Annotated in this window: 12 protein-coding genes; all 12 read right to left on the bottom strand. The window is 60.2% G+C overall.

What is annotated here, in order from left to right; translation table 11 throughout:
- Nucleotides 1-75: 75 nt before the first annotated feature.
- Entirely contained in the window at nucleotides 76-582 is a 507-nt protein-coding gene (locus ACN5W5_RS08385) for a hypothetical protein (protein ID WP_420048071.1), read from the bottom strand.
- A gap of 109 nt (nucleotides 583-691) precedes the next feature.
- Nucleotides 692-1489 (bottom strand): tyrosine-protein phosphatase, encoded by a 798-nt coding sequence (locus ACN5W5_RS08380; RefSeq protein ID WP_420048070.1) that lies wholly within the window; start codon nucleotides 1487-1489, stop codon nucleotides 692-694.
- Nucleotides 1486-2748, bottom strand: coding sequence for a hypothetical protein (locus tag ACN5W5_RS08375; protein ID WP_420048069.1), 1263 nt, complete (start codon nucleotides 2746-2748; stop codon nucleotides 1486-1488). Before ACN5W5_RS08375 ends, ACN5W5_RS08380 begins: the two co-directional genes overlap by 4 nt.
- Nucleotides 2745-4229, bottom strand: coding sequence for a J domain-containing protein (locus ACN5W5_RS08370; RefSeq protein WP_420048068.1), 1485 nt, complete (start codon nucleotides 4227-4229; stop codon nucleotides 2745-2747). Before ACN5W5_RS08370 ends, ACN5W5_RS08375 begins: the two co-directional genes overlap by 4 nt.
- Nucleotides 4226-6637, bottom strand: coding sequence for a GumC family protein (locus tag ACN5W5_RS08365; RefSeq protein WP_420048067.1), 2412 nt, complete (start codon nucleotides 6635-6637; stop codon nucleotides 4226-4228). The genes ACN5W5_RS08370 and ACN5W5_RS08365 overlap by 4 nt, the downstream gene beginning before the upstream one ends.
- A 24-nt stretch (nucleotides 6638-6661) precedes the next feature.
- Nucleotides 6662-7465 carry a polysaccharide biosynthesis/export family protein gene (locus ACN5W5_RS08360; protein ID WP_420048066.1) on the bottom strand — a complete coding sequence of 268 codons (804 nt, stop codon included), beginning with the start codon at nucleotides 7463-7465 and terminating at the stop codon, nucleotides 6662-6664.
- Between the two features lie 31 nt (nucleotides 7466-7496).
- Complete coding sequence (locus ACN5W5_RS08355; protein ID WP_420048065.1) at nucleotides 7497-8210, bottom strand: O-antigen ligase family protein; 714 nt, start codon at nucleotides 8208-8210, stop codon at nucleotides 7497-7499.
- 769 nt (nucleotides 8211-8979) lie between these two features.
- A complete protein-coding gene (locus ACN5W5_RS08350; protein ID WP_420048064.1) occupies nucleotides 8980-10116 on the bottom strand; it encodes a polysaccharide pyruvyl transferase family protein in 1137 nt (378 codons plus the stop codon).
- Between the two features lie 10 nt (nucleotides 10117-10126).
- Complete coding sequence (locus tag ACN5W5_RS08345; protein ID WP_420048063.1) at nucleotides 10127-11107, bottom strand: nitroreductase family protein; 981 nt, start codon at nucleotides 11105-11107, stop codon at nucleotides 10127-10129.
- Nucleotides 11104-12558: an oligosaccharide flippase family protein gene (locus ACN5W5_RS08340; RefSeq protein WP_420048062.1), complete on the bottom strand. Its 1455-nt coding sequence runs from the start codon at nucleotides 12556-12558 to the stop codon at nucleotides 11104-11106. Before ACN5W5_RS08340 ends, ACN5W5_RS08345 begins: the two co-directional genes overlap by 4 nt.
- The gene (locus tag ACN5W5_RS08335; RefSeq protein ID WP_420048061.1) at nucleotides 12555-13658 is read right to left on the bottom strand and encodes a glycosyltransferase family 4 protein; all 1104 of its coding nucleotides are present in this window, start codon (nucleotides 13656-13658) and stop codon (nucleotides 12555-12557) included. The genes ACN5W5_RS08340 and ACN5W5_RS08335 overlap by 4 nt, the downstream gene beginning before the upstream one ends.
- Nucleotides 13648-14808 carry a glycosyltransferase gene (locus tag ACN5W5_RS08330; RefSeq protein ID WP_420048060.1) on the bottom strand — a complete coding sequence of 387 codons (1161 nt, stop codon included), beginning with the start codon at nucleotides 14806-14808 and terminating at the stop codon, nucleotides 13648-13650. The genes ACN5W5_RS08335 and ACN5W5_RS08330 overlap by 11 nt, the downstream gene beginning before the upstream one ends.
- Between the last annotated feature and the right edge of the window lie 2 nt (nucleotides 14809-14810).

The following is a 14810-nucleotide window of genomic DNA, read 5'->3' as shown; positions in this document are numbered from 1 at the left end:
CAATGTTGTCGAGTGTTGCCGCCGCCCAGACGCAAAAAAAGCCCCGAAGGGCTTTTTTTGTTTCCCGCCTGGGGATCAGCTGCGGCTGATCGGGCGGCGCACCGGGGTGGGCGTCACGACCACGGCCGGGTTGCCGGGCTGGGTGGGGGTGGTCACGGTGGCGCCGTTGCCCTTGCGGTTCTGGTTCACGTTGTACGCCAGTGCGGCCACGCCGCCGCCAGCCAGCAACAGGCCGTTGCCACCGGCGAGGACGCCACCGCCGCCGCCACCAACGCCGCTGCCGCTGCCGCCTGCGCCGCGCGCAGCCACGTTTTGGGTGCAAGCCGCTTCGGTCACGGGCATGGACTGGCCGGGCGCCAGGATGGCCGTGCAACCGCTGGCGAACTGCACGGTCACCGAGCCGCTGCCGGAGGTGAGCAGCTGGCCGCCGGTGGGCAGGGGCATGCCGGGGGTGACGTTGACCAGCGTGTTGCCGGACGACATGGTCACCAGGCCGTTGACCGAGGTCACGGTGGCGCCGGCTTGAGCGAATGCAGAGCCAGCAACAGCTGTGATGGCCAAGGCGAGAGCGAGTTGTTTCATGTGAATACCTCCGAAGTTTTAACGATAGTAAGTGGGGCTGTGTGACACGTCAACCCCGGAAACAGAAAAAATCAAATGTTTTCAATGACTTGAAACCATTTGGTGCGGATCAAGGTAGGCCCCGCACCTTTGAGAACCATTTACCAAAGGCTGATGGGCGTGATGCCTCTTTTTGGGGCAGTCCGAAGTCTGTTGGCGACAGGTTTTCGAGCACCGCGATCGGCCGCTCGACCACCATGCGTTGCGCTTCCGCATCACCCACCAGCCGCCGCACCACCTCCAGCCCCTCGCTCAGCCGCGGGCAGCGCCGGCCGGTGGAATGGGCGTCGGTCGCCAGGATGTGCGTGAAGCCGTCGCCCACGAAGCGCTCGCCCCATTGCTGCGCGCGCTTGCCAAAGGCCCCCGTCAGCGCCCCCGCCGTCACCTGCATCCACGCGCCCTGCGCCACCATGCGCTGGAACACCGGGTAATGGCTCTCCACCCAGGTCAGCCGCTCGGGGTGCGTGATGATGGGCGTGTAGCCCGAGGTGATCAGGTTGAACACCGAATCCTCCAGCCGCGGCGGTGGCGTGGTGTGCGAAGGCTCCAGCAGAAAGTAGCGCGAGTGGTTCAGCGTCGGCACCAGCCCGCTTTTCAGCCCGTCGATCAGGCCCGGCACCAGGTGCACGTCGGCCCCCACCACCAGCTTCAGCGGGATGCCGTTGCTGGCCAGATCCGCCTGCAGGCGAAAGCGCGCGCACTCGATGCCCGGGCCGTCGTTCATGTACATGCCGGGGTAGATGTGCGGCGTGCAGGCCATGGTGTGGATGCCGTCGGCCACGGCGATGCGCGCCATCTCCAGCGACTCGTCCAGTGTCTTCGCCCCGTCGTCGATGCCCGGCAGGATGTGGCTGTGCAGATCGATCATGGCGGGTTCGCTTCCTGGGTTGCGGGTGCCTGCACCAGCGTGAATCGGTCGAACACCACCTCGCCGCGCAGGCCGGTCCTGGCCTCGAAAGGTGCCTCGGTCTGCAGCGCCAGCGCCACGCCCAGCCCGCAGTCGGCCGGCACCTCCAGGCTCACACCCAGCGGCTGCCAGGTGCGCCCGCCGGCCATGAGCGGCGCGGTGCGCGCCAGCTCGCGCCCATTGCTGGCGCAGCTGAACACCCAGGCCAGGCCGCGCTCGCTGCGCAGATCGCCCGACTGGAACTCGCCCGCAAACCGGTAGCTGCCCGGCGGCAGCAGCAGGTGCTGGCGCACCAGCGGTGTCTTCATCGCCCGGCCGGTGAACGCCACGCGCAGCACCTGGCCGCGCTCGCGCCGCCCGGCCAGGTCGATGCGCGCGCCCCCGCGGTGCGGATCGCGCTCGATCACCTCCCAGTCAAACCCCCCGGCCACGAAGTTCTGCTCGAAGTCGCCGTTGAACACATAGCCCAGCGGCCGTTTCCACAGGCGCAGCCAGATCGCGTGCGCCTCCAGCCACAGGCCCTCGGTCTTGAGCTGGCGGATCAGATACAGCCCCAGCGGCGCCGACAGACCCGGCTCCTTCGCCGCCACCAGGCCCACCAGCGGCATCGCGCTCGCCAGTTGCAGCTTCGCCCCCGGCATCGCCCGCAACACGCGGTCGAGCCAGCCTGGATCGGTCTCCACCGCGTCCACCAGCGCCTGCTGCAGCGTGGGCTGGGCGGTCGGCTGGGCCGCCAGCGCCACCAGTTCCGCCAGCACGCGCGTGGCGTCGGCGTTGTGGTGGTGCTGCGAAAGCCGCGTCAGCTTGTCCAGCGCGTCGGGCCAGCGCTGCGCGCGCAGCGCCTCGTTGGCCTGCAGCTGCAACACCGTCACATCCTGCGGCGCCGCCTGGCCCGCCGCCGCCAGCAGCGCCGGAGCGTCCAGCCCCGCGGCCGTCTCGGGCCGGTGCGCCAGCCCGGTCAGCTCCACCAGCGCCTGCGAATCGCCCGGGTTCGCCGCCAGCCGCTCCTGCAGCCGGGCCACGCGCTCCTGCGGCGTGCGGCCGTTGATCTCCTCGCACACCGGCAGGTTGGGCCACTCGTTCTTCCAGCACGACATCGTGATGTTCACGTCCCAGGCCTTCCAGCCCAGCCACAGCGCCGCCAGCACCAGCAGCGCAAACACGCCCATGCGCGCCGGCGTCCAGCCCGGTTTCGCGTCGTTCAGGGTCGCTGCCGTCATTGCAATTTCTCCGCCACCAAATGCGTCAGCACCGGTTGCCCGTCCTGCGGCTGGAAGAACGCGCGCAGGTGCAGGTCGCGCACGCGCGCCTCGTTGTTCATATCTTGTGTGTGCAACACGATCACGCCATCCACCACCAGCTGCCCCCCCTGCGTGCGCGAGCTGAAGCGCACATGGCCCAGCTGCGTCACGCGCAGACCCGCCAGCAACTGGTTGAACCGGCCCACGAAGCGGCCCGTGTCCGGGTGCGCCCGAAAACCACTGTCGATCCACTGCGCCATGTTCTCGCCGCGCCCGCTGGGCAGGCTGGCCACCAGGTTCGACAGCGCCGGCTGCACCTGCTCCAGCGTCGGCGCGGGGAGCGCCGCGCGTGGTGCCGCAGGCGCCACCGGCTCGGCGGGCAACGCAGCCGGGGCAGGGGCCGGTGCAGCCGCCTTCGGCATCGGCACTGGCGCCGGCACAGCCGCCGCCACCGCCATCGAAACCGGCATCGCCATCGGCGCCACCATCCGGGTGTCCATCGTCAGGCTCAGCGCGGCCCCGTCCGGGGCGCCGCTGGCGCTGCCCTCGGCCGCCTTCGCCGCCGCCAGCTCGCGGTTGGTCCGGTTGCGGCGCGGCTTCGGCTGGGGTGCCACGGGCTCCGGCTCCGCCACAGGCGCCGGGGCCGGGGCCGGCGCGGTGTCCACCTGCGCCTCGCTCGCCGCCCCGCCCGCCAGCACCAGGCTGGTCTCGGCCTGCAGCGTCGGGTTGGCCACGCTGGGCAGCTTGCGCACCGCCAGCGAGCCGCTGTCGCCCGCGGGGCCGTTCAGCAGCAGCGCCGTCGCCGCGCCCAGCGCGCCCAGCGAAGCCAGCGCGATCTTCACGCCGCGCGGCACCCGCGGGCCCGTGCGCTCCGCCGCCGCATCCGCGTCTTTCTTGGGCCGCAGCGTCAGCACGCGCGAGCGCGGTGTCGCCGGCTTCTTCTGCGCCACCTTCGCCGAAGCCGCCGCCGCACCCGCAGCAGCAGCCACTGGCTGCGCCGACGCCAGTGCGGCGTTGTAGTCCGAGCGCCGCTCGAAGGACGACAACACATCGTTCGCCTGGTTGATGCGCGTGGCCGCGTCCGCAGGCCAGGCCTCGTCGCTGCCGGCGGCAAAGTCCGGGTGCGTCAGGCGGATCATCAGCCGGTAGTGCTCGCGCAGCTCGTCCGCTTCGCAGCCCGGCGCCAGGCCGAGCAGGGTGTAGTGGTCCACGCCGGGGCGCAGCAGCACCGTGCGCACAAAAAAGCGCGCCGCGCGCTTCAGCTCGTCGGTCTGCGCCGGCTCGTGCGCCAGATCGGCCAGCCCGTCCACCGAACGCCCCACCGCCAGCTGCAGCACCGCCAGCGTGTGCTCAAACAGCGGGCGCGGCTCGCGCAGCACCACCCGGTAGCGCCCGGGCGAGCGCTCGAAATCGAGCAGCGCGGGCAGCAGGCTGCTCCAGTCCGGCGGGAGCGGGGTCATGCCTCTGCGGTGGCCGTCGGGCCGAGCGTCGGCTCGGCGCGGGTGCTCGCCGCCAGCGGCGCCGGCTGCGTGCCCGGGGCGGGCTGCGGCTTGGCCGCGCGCGGCGTGTGTGCGTCGCCGTAGCCGTAATACGACTCGTAGGCGTAGTCGCTGCTGTGCTCGTTGCGCGCGTGCGTCAGCACCACGCCCATCGGCGCGATGCCCGCGTTGCGCAGGCGGCGCATCGCGTCCTTGATGCTGTCTTTCTTGGTGCTGGAGGCCTTCACGGCAAACACCACGTGCTGGATCTGGTTGCCCAGCACCACCGCGTCCGCAATGCCCAGCAGCGGCGGCCCGTCGATCACCACCTGCGCAAAGCCCAGCTCCTGCGCCTTTTGCATCAGCATCGCCAGCTTCGGCCCCATCAGCAGCTCCACCGGATCGGGCGGCGTCGGCCCGGCCAGCAACACGCTCAGGTTCGGAATCACCGTCGGCTGGATCAGCATCTCGCTGCCGCGGTCACCGCTCAGCAGGTTCGAAAGACCGCGCTCGTTGGGCATGCGCAGCGCCTTGTGCACCGCGCTCTTGCGCATGTCGGCGTCGATCAGCAGCACGCGCTGGCCCAGCTGCGCGAAGTTGATCGCCAGCGCGATCGCCGTGGTCGTCTTGCCCTCGCTCTTGCCGCAGCTCGTCACCATGAAGCGCTTGGGCGCGCCGTCGGCGGTTGAAAACTGCAGCGCCGTGCGCATGGAGCGGTAGGCCTCGGCAAAACCGCTGCGCGGCTCGCGGTGCGCCAGCAGCGCGATCGACTCCTCGCTGCCTTTCTCCTGCTTGGTCATCGGAATCAGGCCCAGCAGCGGCAGGCCCAGCGTGCCCTCGATCTCGTCGGCGTGTTTGATGGAGTCGTCCATCTGCTCGCGCAGCAGCGCCGCCAGCATGCCCAGGAACACCCCGAGCACCAGGCCCAGCGCCAGGTTGACCAGCGGCTTGGGCTTGGCCGGGAACAGCGACGCCGTAGCCTCGTCCACGATGCTCACGTTGTTGGTCGTGATGCCCGCCGTCACGCTCACTTCTTTGAGGCGCTGCAAGAGGGCGTCATACACCTGCCGGTTGGTCTCGAGCTCGCGCTGCAGCAGGTTCATGTCGACGCTGCGGTCCTGCACGCTGATCACCTCGCTGCGCGTGCTGGCCACCTTGGCCCTGAGCGCCTCTTCTTGCTGCTTGGCCGCTTCAAACTGCCCCTTGATGCTGGCCAGGATGGTGTCCACCTCGGCCTTGATGCGGCTGTTCAGCTCGCCGATCTGCGCGCGCGCCTGCACCATGGTCGGGAACTCGGGCTTGTAGGTGGCGAGGTTCTTGGCGTATTCGGCTTCGAGCTTGGCTTTCTGCTCCTTGTAGGCCTGAATGGCCGCGTTATCCAGCGCCTGGGGGGCGCTGTCGGGGTTGCGCTTCACCTCGTTGTATTGCGTCTCGGCCTTGATGCGGTCTTGCTGCGCCTTGCCCAGCGCGGCCGAGAAGTCCACAAAGGTCTGCGTGGCGGCGCTGCCCTTGTCGCCCAGGTTCAGAATCTCGTTTTTCTTGGCGTAGTCGTTGATCTGGCGTTCGCTCTCTTCGAGCTTGGCCTTGGTCTGCTTGATCTGGTCTTCAAGGAACTGCCGCGCGTACACCGACGAGTCCACCTTGCGCTCGATGTTGCTGGCAATGAAGGCCTTGGCCATGGTGTTGGCGATGCGCGCGGCCAGCTCCGGGTCGGCGTTGAGCACCTTGATCTCGACCAGGCGCGAGTTGCGGATCGGTTCCACCGTCACCGAGCGCTCGAACGAGGCAATCGTTGCCGATCGACCGAGCAGGCGCTCGTCGTCAGACGATGGCTTGAACAGCGTTTGCAGGTTGTTGCCCAGCAGCGCCACAAAGCCCGGCTTTTCTGCATCCGCTTCGCCCGGAAGGCGACCAGGCTCAGACTCCGGGGCTTCGGGCAGCCCGGTCGAGCTCTCCGGCTTGTAAAGCCCCATTTCGTCGATCACGCGCTCGGTCAGGCTGCGGCTCTTGAGCAGCTCGATCTGCGTGCGCAGTTGCAGCTGGTCGGCCGCGGCGCCCTGGTCCACCTCGACCTCGGCGTTGAAGCCCACCACCTTCTGCGCCGCGCGGTCGATCTGCAGCAACGCTGTGCTTTGATATTGCGGTGTCACGCGGAGCGTGTAGACCACGGCCGCCAGGGTGCACAGCGCCGTGGTGCCCACGATGGTCCATTTGTGCTTCAGCAGCGTGCGAAAGATTGCCTTGAGGTCGATCTCATCGCTATCCTGGGCGTCGGCCTCTTGTTGCTGCGCCAGCAGTTGGGTCTGCAGCGCGCCGCTCGGGCGCAGGGCCAGCGCGCCCGTTGGCTGGGGCTGCTGGGGAAGAGAAGGCAGGTTTTCGGGTGAAGACATGGCGTGAACTGGTGAGCGGCTGTTTCAGCGACTGAATGGGTTGATCGTGTCGACGATGTCGCGGAACAGCGAGTCGCGCAGGGCGGCGCGGCTCGCATTGCGTTGCACCACGATCACGTCGTCGGAGCTGATGCTCGGGTCTGCCTCTTCGCCTGAGCGCACCTTGTCGAGGTCGTAAACGAACTGCTCGCGCGCGCTGCCCGCGCCGTTGCGAAACACCACGATCTGGTTGATGTTGGCGTAGGGGGCGTAGCCACCGGACAGCGCCAGCGCGCGCAGCAGCGTGAGCTGCCCCGTGACCGGGTAGATGCCCGGCTTGGCCACGGCGCCTTCGATGGTGATGCGCTGCGTGGTGAACTCCTTGATGAAGAGCGAGACCTGCGGGTTTTGCAGGTATTTTTCTTCGTACTTGGCTGCGATCAGCTTCTCGGCGTCTTGCGCCGTCAGCCCTGCCACCGGAACCGGCCCGATGAGCGGCAGCGAAATCAGGCCCGAAGCGTTCACGCGCACATCGCGCTTCATGTCGGGCACGCCGAACACGTCGAATTCGAGCAGGTCGTTGGACGACATGCGGTAGTCGGAGCCCACCGTGGCCAGCGAATTGAGCGCAACGGGCTCGCCCGTGGCCGGGTCGACCGCCGTGGCCTGGCCCACCGGCCTGGGGCTCACGGGTGCCGAGCCCACGGGCGATTGAAGTGGTGCTTGCAGGGGCGAGGCCTGCAGCGGCGCCGTCTGCGCCTGTGCGGGCAGGGCGGCGGCGCTGGCGGCGCACCAGGCCAGTGCGAGCAAAGCGCCGCCCCAGGCTGGCCGTGTCAAAAATAGGTTCATGGTCTGGGGCTCCCCGGGGCGCGTGTAGCGTTCAAACATAAGTCCTTGATTTTACTTTTTGCGGATCTACGGCTGGTGTAACGGGCTGTCTCAGGAACACACCCAGCAAGAAGGCGGCCAGCATGGCGTTGGCCGGTATGCGAAACGGGTAGTCCACCCAGGCGTGCAGCAGCGTGGCCAGCAGGCCCAGCCCGCAGGCCACGGCCAGGCGGTCGGCGCTGCTCCATGTACCGCGCCCGGCGGTAAAAAGTTGCAACGCCCGCCTGCCCATGAGCGCCAACGCCAGCGCCATGGCCACCAGGCCCAGCGCGCCGGTCTCCATCAAGATCTGCAGGTAGTCGTTGTGGGCCAGGTCCAGCCAGTAGCGGCCCACCTCGGGCGCCTGGAAGCGCGGGAACACCCAGGCGTAAGACCCCAGGCCAGAGCCCAGCGGCCAGTAAGCGAGCGCGCCCTGCCAGGTGGCTTCGCGCGTCAGCGCGCGCAGGGCATCGTCCGCCGCCAGGCGCTCGGCGTCAAAGCGCTCCACCCAGTCCAGCCCGCCCATGAAGAGCGCCACCGCCAGCAAACCCAGCGCCAGCGCGGGCAGCCCCAGGCGCCGCAACCAGCCGCCGCGCCCGCTTGCCGCGCTCTCGCGCGCTGGCGCCAGCAGGGCCAGCGCCAGCAGGGCCACCAGCAGCGCCGTGGCAATGCCCGTGCGCGAGGTGCTGGCCAGGGCTGCCGTCAGCAACGTCAGCAGTGCCAGCATGCCCCACCAGGGACTACGGCGATCTCCGTCGCTGCGGCGTGGCCGGCCAGACACGCCCCAAAAGCCCATCACTGCCAGCGGCATAGCCATGGCCAACAGATTAGCAAACGTGTTCTTGCTGGCGAACGTTCCAACAATTGGCACATTTGATTGCATACCGAAACGGAGCAACTCTTCAGTACCAAGCTGAAGCAAACCAATAAAAGCTTGAAAAACTGCAACGGCCACCCATAGCCAAACCAAAGATCGTACCTGCGAATCACTGGCAAAGAATGCGGTCAAAAAACAGCAAATTACGGGAATACTTACCAAATACGAAAACTCTGTCGCTGTAGGGGTCATCGTGATTTGCCCGAATCCCGGCCACGGCATTAACTGAACCAGTGCACCAAATATGGGTGCACTGGTCAACAACCAGAAAGCCCAGTCATTCCATTTCAAATTACTTAACCGAGGCCGAGCTCCCGAGCGGATGACAGCAATCGACAGCGTAAGCAATATGGCAAGCGCCAACCACTCCAGCAGGATCAACGCAATGCTCCGATTGCCGCCACGCACTATTGAGGAAAAGACGATCAAGACCGATAGCATCCCCCAAGCAACTTGAGAAATATGCTGACTGGACGCCCGTGCATTGAGTGGGGGGTATGGCATCGATAATGGTGAAGCAAGTGTGGGAGGATCGCGCGCCGGAGATGGATTTCAAGTAATGATTGTTCTCATTCAAATAATCCGCATCCGATCATGTGAGAAAAAGAAGAAGTGCATTTCACAAGAAACCATTATTGATCGTTCTGCTAGGACTTGAAGCGCTCATGATTTGTTCTTCCAGGAAGCTGATGGATTGCAGCCTCAGTGGTGAAAGTTTCATCTTTACATTTTCCCAATCGGCATCCAAACTCATGGGGGATTGGCTAATTAGAGCGCTAAAGTTGGAATGGAGACGGTCGTTCAAACCTACCCAAGCAAGAGCTTGGGTGAGTTTCATTTTCTTTTTCTCGTCCACATGGGCAAAAAATGGACGCTTGAAAATGATCGAGAACAATACTCCATGGAAAAAGTCGGTAATAACGGTTGACGAGTGTTTGATAAGACGGAGCCACTCTTCCGGTCCTATTCCCAGGAAATTCATATCCGCGTGCCTGTGACGGCATCCGACGCAGACTACTTTGAGGTTGTTAGAGGATGCAAAATCGCGAACGATTGACATATCCGAATCAGATAACCAAGAGTAGACTGCAACGTATTTATCGGTAAATAACGGCGGTAAGTCCATCGACTCAAAATTCCAAATCAGAGTGGGGTCGAGAACCTCTTGAGAAGGAGTGCTGGTTAACTGATCAACCATGGCCTTTGTCGAGGAATCCCGAATTCCTAGTGCAGAAAATCTTGAAAGCAATGGAGATACTTGTGATTTGTAATCATGCAGATTCGTAACAGTAGACGCGGTGGCCGCATAAGCTACCAATCTTGTGCGCTTCTCATTGAGGAAAGACAAGTAGTAGGAAGGATCGAATTTGCGCATATGGTCGACCTTCCAGACTTCATCACTTCCAGTGAAGGCAATGTCGTATTCCTTTTTTGTAAGTTCTCGGAGTTTGGACGAAGAAAAGACAGGGGCCCCACTCATTCTAATGTGAGACTTCACAAAGTGGTAGAACTTAAGAATCCGAGAAAAATTCTGTGCTGAGCGACGTTTTCCAAGAAACAAGGATTTACCATATTGCAACAAATTATGTGGCGGCATATAGTTGATTACTTCAACCTGCATCCCCTTTGATTGCAGAAAACTTGTCAATGCGAAGCATTGAAGTGTGGCGCCGAAATTAGGCGTGTTATGAAAGGTCAGAATTGCTGCCTTTGGAGCCAGATTTGAGCTGTTTGAAGAGGGTGGTTTGTCAAGCATTGCGTTTATTTCAGTGATAGTGATGTGACACCAAAGAATTTAGATCGAGTCTTGCGGAGGAAGCAATGCGAAAGTCCTGGCGTAAGTTGCCAGCCGCAATCAACATGATGACGTTTTCATCAGCTGGAATGTTGACTGTCGATCGAAGTAATTTATCTTGACGTGCGGTTGCAGACCAATTCAAAGGGCATGAACCCAGTCCCAAGTAGGTAAGCGAGTATAGGAGGGTCATAGAGAAGAGTCCGCCATCGATCCATCCTTGGTTGCGTTCCCTAGCACCCCGGAAAATGCCAAGTTTGGATGTAACAATCAGCACTGAAGGAATTTCTTCGGAAAACCCCCTGTTGCCACCTTGAATTTTTAGGATAGCGCTCAATAATTTTGGATCTGTAACTATCGTTACTCTACAACCTTGTCGATTGCACACGGAGGGTGATCGGCCTGCGAATTCAATGGCTTCGTAGATTGACGCCAAATTGGGGGGATGATCATCAAACATACGCACACTGCGTCTTGCTTGCAACAGCGTTCGAAAATCGCCACGTGCTAACGTATGAGTATCTTCACTGTTTCGGAAAAACGCTCCTCCGAGATTCGTATTTGGTGACAATGCTGCGAACTTTCTGAGGGATTCGACTTCTATTGCTGTTGGAAGATTCGAACTATCGTGATAGTTGAAGTAAGCAGAAATCGCGTGACTTGCCGAAATGAATGCTACCTCTGTACGATCCAGCTGGCGACTTTCGAATTCGGTAAGCATCTGCTCAAGCTCTAGCAATGGTGATACACCAAATCCAGGTCGTATGGTTGGCATTGCGAGACCCTTTTCAATCGAATGAGTCTTTTGCAGGATCCTTGCCATAAGTTGCTCGTCCGAGTGTGTTCTCCATTTAGAGGCGGAATAACGAAAATATCTATGAAGGTCGTATATGGTGTTTATCCACAACGAAAAATATTGCCAGATTATTCCGGCGATGCCTTTTAAGTTCATTTATCTGTCCTCTGGGTACGCCTTGGTTTGATTGTTTTAAGTAAGTCCATCAAAAGATCGCGTGCAAAAATGAGACAGCCAATAAAATAGAACCCCACGCCGAGACCGAAAATAACGACAAGTCGGATCCATGGTGACAGATCTGATGGAAACAAATATCCAAGACAAGCAAATAACATTAATATCGCACTTAAAGTAACGCGAAGCCATGCCATTACGATTGGTTTTATAGGAACGTTGAGAAGCTTTCTCAGAAGCAGTAAAGTAACCACAAAACCTCCGAGGCCGCCACACAATCCATACGTTAATGTTACTGCCTCCACTGAATATCTTGCAGCCAAAGCAGCAGGAAATACCGCAAGGGCATACATCATTAGTGAGCGACGAAAAATCTGTGTAGAGAATCCCCTGGCCAACAGAACTTGATTGACAACATTGATCGGGGCAGCCAAAAGTCCGTAGATACACAGAAATTGCAGGGCGCCAACAGCCTGTGATCCGTTCGAATAACCGATTGCCAACGGCAAAAGTATTGGCGCCATAATGATGGCGCCGATCTGCACAGGAATAACGATCAGGCAAGCAAAAGTTATGGTTCTTAGAAGGTTGGACTGTATCCAACCTTCATCGCTCTTTGCTCGGGAAAATAGCGGAAGAACTACGAATCTGTAAGGAGCTAGGATAAGCGTGTCCAACAGAGAGAAGACACGCAAAGCAATTTGCAGAATACCGGCTCCTGTTGTTCCCAGTTGTACGGCAGTCGTGTATTGAAGGATTGGAAGTGCCGCAGCTCCCAAAAGGTGTCTTCCGCCGAGGGCGAGAAGGGTCCGGAGTCTTAATTGAATGTAGCGCCATCGAAAAGTGACCGACGGGCGCCAAGAAGAACTGAGAATTAGAACAACGGTCGCGATAACTGCATTGACCAAGGTAAAGGCAATTAGCGACCAAGAAGAAAATCCGAAGTAGCCCATTGTCACTGCAACAGAGCCCGCAAGAAGGGATGCGATACCAGTGCGAACCGCTAATTTCTTCGTGCGAAGAGCCCTGCGTTGCAACCCTTCGAAGACTGTGCCGACGGACCAAATCAACGGGCAAAGCGATAGCGCCAGAAGATATGAATTAGCGTTCGGGTTTGACAATGGCGCGACTATCAAAGGGGTGGCTGCCACGAGGGCAATAGTTAATACCAGACCGATCGCTAGGCTTAGCCAGAAAAGCGTGGAAGAGTGCCCTTGGTTCAGCCGCCTTTCCTGCACAACGAAATCAGGAATCATGGTTGTGACGAATGCTTGAGCGATGATCACCGGTGCCTGTACGGCAGCAACCACCCCAATCTCTGGTAGCGAAAGCCAACGTGTTAATACAAGAAAGACCAATGCGTTAGTACCCACTCTGGCCCACTGCAGAACAGCGGACCAAAATGTTACAACGACTTTAGAACTAAATTTCAAGTTCGTTCCACACACATAGATCGCAGCAGATTCGCCAATTCTGCAGCTGAGTTGGCCCAGGTGTACTTTTTCGCCCTTAAGTGTCCTTCCTTCCGGAACTGATCGGTTGGCGCAAGAGGTGCTGTCAATTCCTGAATACGGTTAGAGAAGCTATCAATGTCATTACTAGGAAAATAGGCTGCCGCATTGCCCAATACTTCCGGCATAGCGCTTGAATCAGAGGAAACTACTGGACATCCTAATGACATGGCCTCCAGCGGAGGGACGCCAAATCCTTCATAGCGCGAGGGGAATAGGAATAGTCCTGCAGATTCATATAGGGCGCGAAGTTCACCATCAGAAATTCTCCCGAGACGTACGACTCGATTGCTGTTGATATTTACGGTCTCACCGAATACGTTGTTTGCCCCACCACCGACTACAGCCAGTTTCCATTCCGGCGGGGCAGCATTTAGAAATGCCTGCACGGCCAGTGGAATATTTTTGTTTGGACTTTGATTGCCAACAGTCAGTGCAAAGCGACCGGACTCAAGTCCGTTGCGGTTTATGACCTCTGGCTCAGGTGTGCATTCCAGGATGTGCTCGGCACTGTCGTACAGCACTACGAACTTGGATTCGGGTACTTTGCACCACTTGGCCAGCTCGCTCTTAGAAAAGTGCGAAACGGTACCCAATTTCAAGGCTCGATTAGCGATGCGTGGACGAAGGAAGCGGTGCCAAAGGAGGTACTTGCGCGAAAAGTGCTCCGGATGGGCAAAAATTGCGGCGTCGTGCAAGACGAGAACCGAACGACTGTGCAAGAGTGGTCCGGATGCAGTGAGATTGAGCAGCAAGGAATTCCTAGCTGCTATTGCTAGGTCAACCTGTTCCCACAAGTGGCCCTTGTGACGTCCTACTTGAACAATCTGCAGATGGCGCCAGGGCGGTGACCTCGCGTCGCCTGGTGGCACCATTACCACTGGCGCGCCAATGGACTCCAACAGAGCCGGGTCACTGTCAAGCAGATGATCCAGCGCGGTGAGCAGTTCTTCGGCAAACCGCTGCATCCCGGACAAAGGCTGCACCAAGAAGCGGCCGTTGACAACAACCTTAGGCGGCATGAGGCGTCACCTGTGATAAGTAGGATAGGTAGATGTCATCAATGCGCCGGCACATGGTGCGCGCCTCCCAAGAGCTAAGGTCTGTTGAGCGAGCACCGTCGCACAGCGCCAGCAACCGCTCCTTGTTTTTCAGCAGCTCAGCGATCGAAGTGACAGATTCGGCTAAGCCATCAGGTGGGACGATCAGTCCATTGAAACTATGGCTGACCACTTCCTCTACTCCTGGCAGATGGGTGGTGATGCATGGCTTGCCTCCTGCTATGTACTGCATGATGACGCGAGGTAGCCCTTCACGGGTGGAGGTCAGCACGCACAGGTCAGCAAGGGCAATCAGCTTCTCTGGATCGTTCCGATAGCCGAGAAGCAGGACGTTCTGGTCAAGTCCGAACTTCTCGATCGTTTCTTGTACCTGCTGCCGATGTGGGCCTTCTCCCGCCAACACGAGACGAATGTCTGGTTGTTCTCGCACCAGCGATGCGAATGCTTCGATGAATTCGCAGTGCCGTTTGCGCGGCTCAAGAGCTGCCAACATCAGCACCACGGGGGGCTTCGCAGCCCCAGGTTCTAACCGCAGCATTTGATGCCAGTCATCGGGGATAGATGCGTTGCGAAACCGTTCAAGGTCAAATCCGGAATGAACCACATGGTGCCGGGAGGCATCGCCAATGCCGGCATCAAGGTAGAGACTTCGGGTTCCATGTGATACGTTGATAAATGCGTGGGTTATCTTGGCCGCCGCCTTTTCGGCAAGCGTGAACAACAGACGTTGCGCAGTGCCGACATTTGCAAACGGCACGATGTGGACACCATGAATGACAAGCGGTACCTTTGCCGAATGCGCAGCAAACCGCCCCACAATGCCCGCCTTGCTTTGATGGGTGTGGACCACATCGGGGTGCAAAGACTCAAGAAAGCGCGTCAACGCCCGGTAGGCCTTGAAGTCGCTGGCCACCGAAATTGGGTGGATAAACTCTTTGATGCCAACGAGTCGCAGACCGGAGATGGGATTGTCGTAATACGAACGGTCAAAATCTTGCCCATGAACCAAATACACCTCATGGCCCGCAGCAATCTGGGCTTTGCAGGTAGACAGGGTGTTCTCTTCTGATCCAGCCTTGAGCAGCCTGGTGAGTATGTGAACGATTTTCATTC

This window comes from Hydrogenophaga sp. ZJX-1 (genome assembly GCF_048590325.1).
Lineage (GTDB): Bacteria > Pseudomonadota > Gammaproteobacteria > Burkholderiales > Burkholderiaceae_C > Hydrogenophaga.
Note: the sequence above shows the minus strand (reverse complement) of the source record. Positions and strands in the feature narration are given on the sequence as shown.

Coding starts and splice junctions, on each gene's coding strand:
- ACN5W5_RS08380 (WP_420048070.1), bottom strand. CDS start 1,489: ATGATCGATCTGCACAGCCACATCCTGCCGGGCATCGACGACGGGGCG.
- ACN5W5_RS08330 (WP_420048060.1), bottom strand. CDS start 14,808: ATGAAAATCGTTCACATACTCACCAGGCTGCTCAAGGCTGGATCAGAA.
- ACN5W5_RS08365 (WP_420048067.1), bottom strand. CDS start 6,637: ATGTCTTCACCCGAAAACCTGCCTTCTCTTCCCCAGCAGCCCCAGCCA.
- ACN5W5_RS08355 (WP_420048065.1), bottom strand. CDS start 8,210: ATGCTGGCACTGCTGACGTTGCTGACGGCAGCCCTGGCCAGCACCTCG.
- ACN5W5_RS08345 (WP_420048063.1), bottom strand. CDS start 11,107: ATGAACTTAAAAGGCATCGCCGGAATAATCTGGCAATATTTTTCGTTG.
- ACN5W5_RS08350 (WP_420048064.1), bottom strand. CDS start 10,116: ATGCTTGACAAACCACCCTCTTCAAACAGCTCAAATCTGGCTCCAAAG.
- ACN5W5_RS08385 (WP_420048071.1), bottom strand. CDS start 582: ATGAAACAACTCGCTCTCGCCTTGGCCATCACAGCTGTTGCTGGCTCT.
- ACN5W5_RS08375 (WP_420048069.1), bottom strand. CDS start 2,748: ATGACGGCAGCGACCCTGAACGACGCGAAACCGGGCTGGACGCCGGCG.
- ACN5W5_RS08360 (WP_420048066.1), bottom strand. CDS start 7,465: ATGAACCTATTTTTGACACGGCCAGCCTGGGGCGGCGCTTTGCTCGCA.
- ACN5W5_RS08370 (WP_420048068.1), bottom strand. CDS start 4,229: ATGACCCCGCTCCCGCCGGACTGGAGCAGCCTGCTGCCCGCGCTGCTC.
- ACN5W5_RS08335 (WP_420048061.1), bottom strand. CDS start 13,658: ATGCCGCCTAAGGTTGTTGTCAACGGCCGCTTCTTGGTGCAGCCTTTG.